The sequence below is a fragment of the Thalassospira xianhensis MCCC 1A02616 genome (assembly GCF_003326475.1).
Taxonomy (GTDB): Bacteria; Pseudomonadota; Alphaproteobacteria; order Rhodospirillales; family Thalassospiraceae; genus Thalassospira; species Thalassospira xianhensis.
Genome location: NZ_JPWA01000067.1, coordinates 1 through 10,247, shown reverse-complemented (window position 1 = coordinate 10,247; position 10,247 = coordinate 1). Strand labels below are relative to the sequence as shown.

The window sequence follows — 10,247 nt, the reverse complement described above, 5'->3', positions numbered from 1 at the left end:
GCCCCGGCCGCCGCAGATGGCGCAACGGCTCCCGTCTGGGCACCGGTCGCTCCACCGCCTTCAAGCTGGCTAAGGCGATAATCGACATCGGACACCAGCCGTTCAAGACGGTCTTCGATCTTGCGGATACGGAAATCGAATTCCTCGATTTGTCCTGTCAACTGGGTGACGGCGCGCTCGATATCGTTGATCTGAACCTGCTGACGCGCGGCTGCTGGGCTTCCGCCGCTTGAAGCGCCACCGTCGGGTACGCCACCGGAGGGAACACCCTCGCGATAGACGTAACGCTGCAACAGATCAAGGTCATTGCGCAGCTGTTCGACCTGCCGGGTCATATTGGATTCCTGCGCCCATGCTGGTGCACTGCCAAGAACAGTCATCCCTATCAGGGCCGTGACGGCAAACACCGACAGATAGCCGATCGGGCTGCGCCGCGACGCTCCCTGTTTCCCCCCAACGGTTGGTGAAATCGCAACGGCCGACATGCGGGACGGCAGGGCGTTATTTCGATAACCGGTTTTCGGGCCAACTCGGATCATTTTCGGGTCCTTCGTCGTAATTTCGAACATCGTATTCCCGATGTCATCAAGGAATATCTAATGTTGCAACATTTTCAGGCGGCAAAAATAAGGCGCCTGTTCCTCACGGAACAGGCGCCTTGAAATTCAGGCTTTCACCTGCACGCTCTTAACGGATAACCGAAACAGAGCGGCGGTTTTTCGCCCAGCTTTCTTCGTCGTGGCCCAGAGCGACCGGACGTTCTTTACCATAGGAAATGGTTTCGACACGCGACGGATCGATGCCCAGAGCAACGAGGTAATCTTTCACGGAGTTCGCACGACGCTCACCCAGTGCAAGGTTGTATTCACGGGTACCGCGTTCGTCGGCATGGCCTTCGACAACGACTTTGTACTGCGGGTATTTTTTCAGCCAAGCGGACTGAAGTTCCAGCGTACGGCGTGCTTCGCCCGACAGGTCATATTTGTCGAAGCCAAAGAATACGCGATCGCCAACATTAACCGCGAACCATTCCGGGCTGCTTTCCGAAAGCGCGCTCGAAGTGGAAGACGGCTGATTGGTGGTCGAGACACCTTCGCCAGCAGAAGTAGCAGAGCTGTCAGGTGCGGTTTCACAGGCAGCCAGAAGTGCGGCAGCAGCAAAAACACTCAGAATCCGAAGTTTCATTTAAGTTTTCCCCTTAACACCGGACACATTCGCCCGATTGTGGTGTTTTCCATGTCTCGCGACACCGAAAATGCCCGCGATTAATGCGAATCGCATTCAGTGCTTCGCGATAACTATACTCTTGAGATATCAGGGAATCAAGGGCGACCATGCTGGATCTGATCCATCCGCCGGTGTAACGATCTCGCGTTCGTTATAACCGGTCAGATCGATCGAATACAGACGGTATCGATCCTTGGTCCCGTCCCTGGACGGGTGCTGGCGGTGATACATCAACACTCTTCCGTTCGGTGCCCATGTCGGGCCTTCGACAAGGAAGCCCTCGGCCAAAAGCCGCTCTCCACTGCCATCCGGACGCATGACACCGATATAGAACCGACCTCCTTGTGATTTGGTGAAGGCGATAAGGTCTCCGCGTGGCGACCAGACCGGTGTGGCATAAAGACCCCCACCGAAACTGATGCGCTGGACGCCGCTACCATCCGCATTCATCACGTAAAGTTGCTGTGATCCGCTACGATCCGAGTTGAACGTAATTCGCGAACCATCAGGAGAATATGACGGCGATGTATCAACTGCAGGATGCCGCGTCAACTGGCGTTTTTCACGCGTACGCAGATCCAGCTCGTAGACTTCACTATTGCCGTCCAAAGCCTGGGACATCACCACGGAATTGCCATCTGGGGCAAAGCGCGGGGCAAAGGTCATGCCCGGGAAATCGCCAAGCAATTCAAGCTCGCCGGTATCGATATCCAGAACATAGACACGTGGTTTATCGTTGAAGTACGACATATAAACCACTTCCTGGGCCGTCGGAGAGAAACGCGGGTTCAGAACAAGAAACTTGCCGTCTGACAGGAAACGGTGGTTCGCACCGTCCTGATCCATGATCGCAAGCCGCTTGACGCGTTTATCGCCCGGGCCCGATTCGGAGACATAAACGATACGGGTATCGAAATAGCCCGATTCCCCGGTAATGCGTTTATAAATCTCGTCAGCAATCTTGTGTGCGATGCGCCGCCAGTTGTTTGGCTGGGTGCGATAGGCCACCCCCGCCATCTGGTTTTCAGCCAGAACATCCCAAAGGCGGAATTCGACACGCAGAAGCCCGTTCGGTTCGGTTACGACCCGGCCATTGACAAGTGCCTGTGCATTGATTGCGCGCCACTCGGCAAAGTTCGGATTAACCGCCAGCGAACTGGCACTCTGGATAAAGGCTTTTTCGTCAATTGGCGCAAACAGGCCCGATCGCGCCAGATCATTGCTGATCACCGAGGTGATGTTCTGGCCGACTTCGGTTTCCGAAACACCTTCACCCGGGAAACGGGTAATGGCGATCGGCATCGGCTTGACTTCACCGCGGGTGATGTCGATACGGAGTTCGGCATGCGCCGGTGCCGAGGTTACAACGGCCAGGCCAGCGACAACGGCAAGGGCACACAGTCCTGCCAGACTGCGTGTAACCCAATATCGTTTTGATGCGTTGGTCTTGATGGTCATCCTGCCTCGCTATTTTCCACGCGTTTTGAGGGACTTATGATTTTATTCATTACAGGCCCAGCATTTCACGCATGTCAAAATTGAACGTGAATGTGCGCCACATTTCGTATTTATCCAGCGGCAGTTTTAGAGGACTGCATTGCGGATTTAGCACAGCTCGAAGAGCACTTTCTGCAATCGTACGGCGTGAAGGGTCGCCACCAATCTCGCCAGAGTTGCTAATTCGTGCCTGACGGACAGTACCGTCCGGGTTCGCGCTGACATGAATTTCAACCGCGAAGTTCCCGGCTTCCTTGGCTCCGGCCGGTGGACTCCAGCAGCGTTCGATCTGTCTTTTGACGGCGTCAAGCTCGCTCATAGTCAAACGAGCGTCCAGACGCGTCGCGACAACCTCGCTGGCATTGTCCTCGGGCGTATCTTCCGGTGTATCCTGTGGTGTCGGCTGTGCGCTCGGTTCGGTTTTACGCACATCCTTCAGAATATCGGCAAGCGTACGCTTCGGTTCGGGCTTCGGCTCCTGTTTTGGCTCCGGCTTTTTGGCTTCAACCGGTTTCGGTTTCGGCTTTTCCGGGGTCGGGGTCGGCTCCTTCTTCACTTCCGGCTTCGGAACGGGTTTTGGTTCCGGCTTCGGTTGTGGTTTCGGTTCGACCTTCGGTTCCGGTTTGGGCTCTGGCTTCGGTTCCGGTTTCGGCTCGGGCTTTGGCTCCGGTTTGGGCTCGGGCTTCGGCTCTGGTTTCGGTTCCGGTTTTGGCTCCGGCTTCGGAACGGGCTTTGGCTCTGGCTTCGGGGCCGGTTTCGGTTTCGGCTTTTCTTCGGCTTTCGGCTTTGGCAGCGCCTTGGTCGGAGCCGCCGAGAATTCGTCAACCGTGACCACCTCGACCGAAATCGACTGCAGTTCCAGCGGCGTTTCCTCGAACAGTTCCGGCAGGCCTAACCAGGCAATCAAAAAGATTGCCAGATGGGCTGCCAGGGAAATCAGAACACTGCGTAACATGTCGGTTTACTTGCCCTTTTCGGGCAGCTCCGCGATCAGCGCAACTTTGCTAAACCCGGCTTCACTGATCAGGCCCATGACTTCCATCACACGGCCATAATCGATTGCCCGGTCACCGCGCACGAAAATGCGGGTATCGCGTTTGTTCTCGGTAATGGCCGAAAGCTTTTCGGCCAGCGTGTCCTGCGGGACTTCACTATCCATAATATAAAGGGTGCCATCACCGGTGACCGACACGACCAGCGGTTCGTCCTGACCGGTCATCGGGGCTGCCGATGTTTCCGGCAGGTCGACTTCGACCCCGACCGTCATCAGGGGTGCAGCAACCATGAAGATCACAAGCAGGACAAGCATCACGTCAACCATCGGCGTGACGTTGATGTCGCTCATGGCCTTGCGGCGGTTGCGACGACCGCGGCGGCGTCCTCCGCCCGATCCGGATGCGAGTTGTGCGCCCATATCAGTCTCTCGCGTCGTCAAGCTGGCGCGACAGGATCGACGTGAATTCGTCGACAAACGCCTCAAGGCGATTACCGTAACGGCTCAGGTCGCTGGAAATCTTGTTATAGGCCACCACCGCCGGAATAGCGGCGACAAGGCCCATCGCCGTTGCCAGCAACGCCTCGGCAATACCCGGTGCGACAACCGCAAGCGATGTGTTTTTCGATGCTGCAATCGACTGGAAGGACACCATGATGCCCCAGACGGTACCAAAAAGGCCGACAAACGGTGCGGTCGAGCCGACAGACGCCAGAAACGTCATATAACGTTCAACCCGGTCCATTTCCCGGCCCAGCGTGGTTTCCATCGACCGTTCAAGACGCTGCTGCAGGCGGGCGCGCATTGTTTCGCCCTTGACCCCGCGCGCGTTGGAACGACGCCATTCGCGCATGGCCGACACAAAAATGGCCGACATCGGATCGCGCGGCTGATCGGCGATACGATCATACAGGTCTTCAAGCGACCCGCCCGACCAGAATGCTTCTTCGAATGTATTTGCCTGGGCGCGCAACTTGCGCAACCGCATCAGTTTTTCAAAAACAATTGCCCATACCCAGACCGATGCCAGCATCAGCCCGATCATCACCGTTTTGACGACAATCCCGGCCTGCATGAACAGGCCCCACATGGACATGTCATGAGCCATGACCGACTGCCCCAGCGTTACCGCGTCGACCACCTGATTTTCCATATTATCTTCAGTCCTCGTTCACATCCAGATAGGTTGCGTAAGCCATTCTCAATTCTTCGGGCAGCCTTTGCGCCCGCAACTCTTGCAGTGACATGCAGGCGAGATATATCTCGATAACCACGAGTATCTCGTCGTCCCGCGTGATCTTCTGCTCGAATCCAAGCGACGCGCCCCCCAGTTTGATCAGGCGAGTTTCCACAATCAGCCTGTCCTCCAACCGGGCCGCCCGGCGAAAATCGAGCGTACAGTGTCGAACGGCTATGGCAACTTTGTGGCGTTCTGCAACAAGACTATTGCTAAACCCCAACAGGTTAAGCATCGCTGAACGCGCCCGCTCGGCAAAGGCGAGATAGTTGGCGTGATACACAACCCCGCCCGCATCGGTATCCTCGTAAAACACCATTAACGGGAAGATATGCCGCTTGCCCTCGATATAACCGAGCAGGCCAGTATCATGCGTATCCGTCATTCGTCTGTCCCGTCTGCGGCATTGGCCGCGCGCTGGTCAAACAGATCCGCCAGCGGCACACCATTGCCTTCACGCGGTGGCACAAGGCCCAGATGCTTGTACCCCTTGATGCCCAGCATACGGCCACGCGGGGTGCGCTGTATCAGCCCCTGCTGCAACAGATACGGCTCAATCACATCCTCGATCGTGTCGCGTTCTTCCGACAGGGCTGCGGCCAGCGTATCAACGCCCACCGGCCCGCCACCGTAATTCCCGGCGATACAGTTCAGGTAACGTCTGTCCTGACTATCAAGGCCAAGATTATCAACCTCAAGCCGCGTGAGCGCCGCATCGGCAATGAATTTATCGACGGGCGATTTACCGGCAACCACCGCAAAATCACGCACACGCCGCAACAAACGTCCGGCAATACGCGGTGTTCCCCGTGACCGGCGGGCAATTTCCATCGCCCCCTCGCGTGTCATATCGAAATTAAGCAACCGTGCCCCGCGTGCGACGATCTCGACCAGCTCTTCGGGCTCGTAGAATCGCAACCGCAACGGAATACCGAAACGATCGCGAAGCGGCGTGGTCAGAAGCCCCGACCGTGTCGTCGCCCCAACAAGGGTAAAGGGCGGAAGGTCGATCCGGACCGAACGTGCCGCCGGTCCCTCGCCGATGATCAGATCAAGCTGGAAATCTTCCATCGCCGGATAAAGGATTTCCTCGACCGCCGGGTTCAGGCGATGGATTTCATCAATAAACAGAACATCGCGCGGCTGAAGATTGGTCAGAAGGGCGGCAAGATCACCGGCCTTGGCAATGACCGGGCCGGACGTCGCCCGAAAGCCGACGCCAAGTTCGCTTGCAACAATCTGCGAAAGCGTCGTTTTACCAAGCCCCGGCGGCCCGAAAAACAGCACATGGTCCATAGCCTCTTCGCGGCCGCGCGCAGCCTGGATAAAGACATCAAGGTTTTCGCGCACTTCTTTCTGGCCGGTAAAATCGTCCAGCCGGCGCGGGCGCAGCGAACCGTCCTGATAATCCTCTTCGCGGCGTTCCCCGCTGAGTAAACGGTCTTCTTCCTCGCTCACGCGCTAAGCTCCTTCAGTCCCAGACGGATCAGGGTATCAAGTGTCTTGTCGTCACCGGCCTGCTGGGCGGCTTTGCCAACCGCGCCAAACGCCTCGGACCGGCCATAGCCCAGATTGACCAGTGCGGAAACCGCATCGGCCAGAACCGCACCATCATCCACAACCGGCACGGCATCGGCTGTGTCGATACTCACATCACTGACCGGTTTGGCAGATTTGGCAGATTTTTTTGACGAAGTTGCGGCAGGTGATGCCGCTGGTGCCACTGGTGCCGCGACCGGGCCAAGGTTAAGGCGCGACGCCTTGTCTTTAAGCTCACCCACAACACGGGTCGCCACCTTCGGGCCAATCCCCGGTGCCCGGCAAAGGGCCGTGGTATCCTGCGCGGCAATCGCACGCAAAAGATCGGTCGGGCTTAGAACGGACAAAAGGGCCAGCGCAACCTTGGCCCCCACCCCCTGTACCGTCGTCAAAAGCGCGAACCACTGCTTTTCGGCGTTATCGGCAAATCCATACAGATGAATGTGATCTTCGCGGACATGGGTTTCGATCATCAACCCCGCCTCGCCACCTTTTGGCGGCAGCATGGTCAATGTCCTGCGCGATGCGAAAACAAGGTATCCGACCCCGTTCACATCGATGATGACACTGTCCTCGCCAATGAAATCGACAATTCCGCGAAGTTTTGCGATCACCTGTATTTTCTCCCCGGTCCGGCTGTTATCCCCGCAAGCGCACGGGTTCCGGCATGTTGTGCATGACAAATCGCCACGGCCAAGGCATCGGCCGCATCTGCGCCATGGATCTGACATCCCGGCAGCAGCGTGGACACCATCATTTCGACCTGTTGCTTGGCCGCATGACCGGCACCCACCACCGTCTTTTTGACGGCATTGGGTGTATATTCCGTTACCGGAATGCCACAACGTGCCGGTGCCAGCAGCGCAACACCGCGCGCCTGCCCCAGCTTAAGGGTCGAAACTGGGTTCTTGTTAACGAAGGTTTCCTCGACCGCGGCCTCGTCGGGTGTCCAGGTCGCAATCACGTCCATAAGCCCGCTATGAAGCTGATCAAGACGTTCCGCCAGCGACAGCGTCTGTGTCGAGGTCACGACACCGTTGGCAACATGACGCATCCGGTTGTCTGTAAGATCGATCACCCCCCAGCCCGTGCGTTGAAGACCGGGATCGATACCTAGAACCCTGACCACGTCGCCCCACCTTATTATTATGAGCAAAATAAAATACGCCCGTCATTCAAAAGGGAATGACGGGCGTAAGCAAGCGTAATCAGTTATCGAGCGCGGCAACGATCTCGTCGGTCCAGTTCACATTGGTCCAGACATTCTGCACATCGTCGTTATCTTCAAGCACATCAACAAGCTTCATGATGCTCTGTGCCTGTTCAACGCTGATATCGGCCTCGGTAACCGCACGGAAAACAAGCTTCGAACTTTCCGGATCGCCGAACTTCTCGGTCAAGGCCTCACGCACCGCGTTAAGATCTTCGATCTCGGTTTCGATGATGTGATTCTCATCATCGGTTTCCGCATTCGCAGCACCAGCCTCAAGGGCGGCTTCAAACATTTCGTCCGCACCGGCCTTGTCCACCGGGTAAACGATTTCGCCAAGACGGTTGAACATGAAGCCGACCGAACCGGTTTCACCAAGGTTGCCACCGCTTTTGGCAAATGCGGCGCGCACTTCGGACGCGGTACGGTTGCGGTTGTCCGTCAGGGCCTCGACGATAACGGCAACACCAGCCGTCCCGTAACCCTCGTAACGGACTTCTTCATAATTGTCGCCCTCGCCTGCACCGGTCGCCTTTTTAATCGCGCGATCAATGTTGTCTTTGGGCATGTTCTGAACACGCGCGGCGGCGATGGCTGCACGCAGACGCGGGTTGCTGTTGATATCATCACTGATTTTCGCCGAAACCGTAATTTCACGGGCGAGTTTGGTGAAGATTTTGGCGCGCTTTTTATCCTGCGCGCCTTTGCGGTGCATGATGTTTTTAAATTGGGAATGGCCGGCCATAACCTGAAACCTGTATTCTTTTCGTGTTGTCGATCAGTGCAAATCGGGCACCGGCCGGTAACTGCGGGGGCTTCCCGGGCAGACCGGTCTCGCGATGATTGCGCGCCAGTCGGGCGGGCCGAACCGGACCGGACAACTGGCAGGCAGAAATTTCGACCGCTCCTATATCCTGTTTGCGACACAAGGTCCAGCTATCCGTCATCTGTTCGCATCCCTCAACCACCACGCACCGAAAGCCAGGTCGAATTACCTGTGGTTTATACAACTTCCGGATTTAATCGCGATTTTTTGTCGCAGAACTGCTTACATCTTGCAGTTCTGCGAATAATATTTCAATAATGTCCCTTAATAAGAAAAAATAACTCTAAAGTATAACTCTCGGGGGTTACGAACCGGGCGGCGAAAAAAAACAAAACACCCGTTGCCTGATCCAAGAAACCCGGTCGGACGAAGAAGCCGCCCGGGGAAAACAGCACAAGAAGGTAGGACAGAATGGGAACTAAGTTCGGGGTCCAAAGCAAGCTTTTGATATCGTTTGCCTTGGTCGGTTTAATGGCAGTCGTGTCTGCCGTTGTGGGTGCCGTTTCTTTCAACAAGTTCGGCGAAGCTCTGACAACCATCACAGAAGAAAAACTGCCGCCAATCGCCGCCGCACAGCAACTGGCGACCGAAAGCGCGGAAATCGTGGCGATTGCGCCACGCATCGTTGCATCCAATTCCACCGACGAAGAACTGGCCATCAAGGAAGAACTTGATTTCCGCCTGCTGGAACTGGTCAACAAGATCAACGAAATCGAAGCCACCGGCTTCATGCCCGAAGTCATTGCAACGATCAATGACAACCGCATTCAGTTGCAGGACACCCTTGGCCAGTTACACACCGTAACCCAGGAACGCTTTGCCATTTCCGCCGAAAAGGCCGAAAAACTGGGCGAATTCCAGGATCTTGCCAAACGTTATGGCGATACGCTGAAACCGGTTCTGTCCTATACCCAGAACGACATCGCACAGGGCAATGCCTACGCACAGTCGCTCAAAGACGATCCGTCCGCCAAATACACGGCAAGCACCGAAGAAGTGATCGAGAACTTCATAAAAATGAACGACGCCATCAGCGCACGTTCACCGGTGCTGGAAATCGAACGCCTTGGTTCGTCCGCTGCCAACATGATCATCGCGTCCACCACCGAAACGCAGGCCGTCCGCCTGTCGATCATTCCGGTGCGCATCCGCGGCACCTATGCCGATGCCCTTGCCGCACTGGAATCGATTGGCAACGAACGGCTTAAAAACTTCTATGTCGAACTGATCGACAAGATGTCGAAGCTTTCTGTGGGTGATGACAGCCTGCCCGAACTTCGCAAACGCGAACTGGCCGCAGCCGAAGAAAGCCAGCGTCTGGTCATCCAGAGCGGTGAATTCGCCAACGCGATGCGCAGCAGCGTCGCCGAACTGGTCGCTGCCCTGAACTCCGAAGTCCAGGAAGCCGCCGCACAGGCCAAAGTGGTCGAGAAACAGAGCCTGACGGCACTGGCTGTTGTCGCCGCCGCCTGTATGGCGTCGCCGGTGCGGCCATCCTGATCTCGCTGATCATTTATGTCGTCTATGTCCGTGGCAACCTTCTGCGCCGCCTGGCTGGTCTGCAGAAAACCATGGTCACACTGGCCGATGGCAATCTCGATATCGACGTCCCGGTCAAGGGTAACGACGAAATCACCGCCATGGGCCGCGCGGTCGAGGTGTTCAAGGACAACGCCCTGAAAGTCCGTGAACTTCAGGCCGAAGAAGAACGCCTGAA

The 10,247-nt window shown here is 56.5% G+C and carries 13 protein-coding genes; 2 read left to right on the top strand and 11 right to left on the bottom strand.

Annotated features, from left to right (window positions below):
• From TH5_RS24680 to TH5_RS24630, 11 genes are all read right to left on the bottom strand, one after another.
• Window positions 1-569 (bottom strand): YbgF trimerization domain-containing protein (locus TH5_RS24680; protein ID WP_279627793.1); only part of this gene is annotated, 569 nt, incomplete at its 3' end.
• A 118-nt stretch (window positions 570-687) separates the two neighbouring features.
• Window positions 688-1,185, bottom strand: coding sequence for a peptidoglycan-associated lipoprotein Pal (pal, locus tag TH5_RS24675; RefSeq protein ID WP_097050595.1), 498 nt, complete (start codon window positions 1,183-1,185; stop codon window positions 688-690).
• A 129-nt stretch (window positions 1,186-1,314) separates the two neighbouring features.
• Window positions 1,315-2,685, bottom strand: a complete 1,371-nt coding sequence (gene tolB / locus TH5_RS24670; protein ID WP_114124087.1) for a Tol-Pal system beta propeller repeat protein TolB — start codon at window positions 2,683-2,685, stop codon at window positions 1,315-1,317.
• Between the two features lie 49 nt (window positions 2,686-2,734).
• A complete protein-coding gene (locus TH5_RS24665; protein ID WP_114124086.1) occupies window positions 2,735-3,679 on the bottom strand; it encodes an energy transducer TonB in 945 nt (314 codons plus the stop codon).
• Between the two features lie 6 nt (window positions 3,680-3,685).
• Window positions 3,686-4,138: a protein TolR gene (gene tolR / locus TH5_RS24660; protein ID WP_062951682.1), complete on the bottom strand. Its 453-nt coding sequence runs from the start codon at window positions 4,136-4,138 to the stop codon at window positions 3,686-3,688.
• A gap of 1 nt (window position 4,139) precedes the next feature.
• Window positions 4,140-4,871: a protein TolQ gene (gene tolQ / locus TH5_RS24655; protein WP_062951681.1), complete on the bottom strand. Its 732-nt coding sequence runs from the start codon at window positions 4,869-4,871 to the stop codon at window positions 4,140-4,142.
• 7 nt (window positions 4,872-4,878) lie between these two features.
• Window positions 4,879-5,340: a YbgC/FadM family acyl-CoA thioesterase gene (locus TH5_RS24650; RefSeq protein WP_114124085.1), complete on the bottom strand. Its 462-nt coding sequence runs from the start codon at window positions 5,338-5,340 to the stop codon at window positions 4,879-4,881.
• Entirely contained in the window at window positions 5,337-6,413 is a 1,077-nt protein-coding gene (ruvB, locus tag TH5_RS24645) for a Holliday junction branch migration DNA helicase RuvB (protein ID WP_062951679.1), read from the bottom strand. Before ruvB ends, TH5_RS24650 begins: the two co-directional genes overlap by 4 nt.
• Window positions 6,410-7,108 (bottom strand): Holliday junction branch migration protein RuvA, encoded by a 699-nt coding sequence (gene ruvA, locus TH5_RS24640; RefSeq protein WP_114124084.1) that lies wholly within the window; start codon window positions 7,106-7,108, stop codon window positions 6,410-6,412. The genes ruvB and ruvA overlap by 4 nt, the downstream gene beginning before the upstream one ends.
• Window positions 7,105-7,623, bottom strand: a complete 519-nt coding sequence (gene ruvC, locus TH5_RS24635; RefSeq protein WP_062951677.1) for a crossover junction endodeoxyribonuclease RuvC — start codon at window positions 7,621-7,623, stop codon at window positions 7,105-7,107. Before ruvC ends, ruvA begins: the two co-directional genes overlap by 4 nt.
• A 79-nt stretch (window positions 7,624-7,702) precedes the next feature.
• Window positions 7,703-8,449 carry a YebC/PmpR family DNA-binding transcriptional regulator gene (locus TH5_RS24630; RefSeq protein WP_114124083.1) on the bottom strand — a complete coding sequence of 249 codons (747 nt, stop codon included), beginning with the start codon at window positions 8,447-8,449 and terminating at the stop codon, window positions 7,703-7,705.
• Window positions 8,450-8,941: 492 nt separating this feature from the next.
• On the opposite strand from TH5_RS24630, the gene TH5_RS24620 reads away from it, so the two are divergent.
• Both TH5_RS24620 and TH5_RS25735 read left to right on the top strand, forming a co-directional pair.
• Entirely contained in the window at window positions 8,942-10,030 is a 1,089-nt protein-coding gene (locus TH5_RS24620; protein ID WP_114124081.1) for an MCP four helix bundle domain-containing protein, read from the top strand.
• Between the two features lie 71 nt (window positions 10,031-10,101).
• The coding region (locus TH5_RS25735; protein ID WP_167443662.1) for a HAMP domain-containing protein at window positions 10,102-10,247 on the top strand (146 nt) is incomplete at its 3' end.

What these genes read in the sequence shown, in the direction of transcription:
- TH5_RS24620 (WP_114124081.1), top strand. Translation starts at nt 8,942, where the DNA reads ATGGGAACTAAGTTCGGGGTCCAAAGCAAGCTTTTGATATCGTTTGCC.
- TH5_RS24630 (WP_114124083.1), bottom strand. Translation starts at nt 8,449, where the DNA reads ATGGCCGGCCATTCCCAATTTAAAAACATCATGCACCGCAAAGGCGCG.
- tolB (WP_114124087.1), bottom strand. Translation starts at nt 2,685, where the DNA reads ATGACCATCAAGACCAACGCATCAAAACGATATTGGGTTACACGCAGT.
- tolQ (WP_062951681.1), bottom strand. Translation starts at nt 4,871, where the DNA reads ATGGAAAATCAGGTGGTCGACGCGGTAACGCTGGGGCAGTCGGTCATG.
- pal (WP_097050595.1), bottom strand. Translation starts at nt 1,185, where the DNA reads ATGAAACTTCGGATTCTGAGTGTTTTTGCTGCTGCCGCACTTCTGGCT.
- tolR (WP_062951682.1), bottom strand. Translation starts at nt 4,138, where the DNA reads ATGGGCGCACAACTCGCATCCGGATCGGGCGGAGGACGCCGCCGCGGT.
- TH5_RS24650 (WP_114124085.1), bottom strand. Translation starts at nt 5,340, where the DNA reads ATGACGGATACGCATGATACTGGCCTGCTCGGTTATATCGAGGGCAAG.
- TH5_RS24665 (WP_114124086.1), bottom strand. Translation starts at nt 3,679, where the DNA reads ATGTTACGCAGTGTTCTGATTTCCCTGGCAGCCCATCTGGCAATCTTT.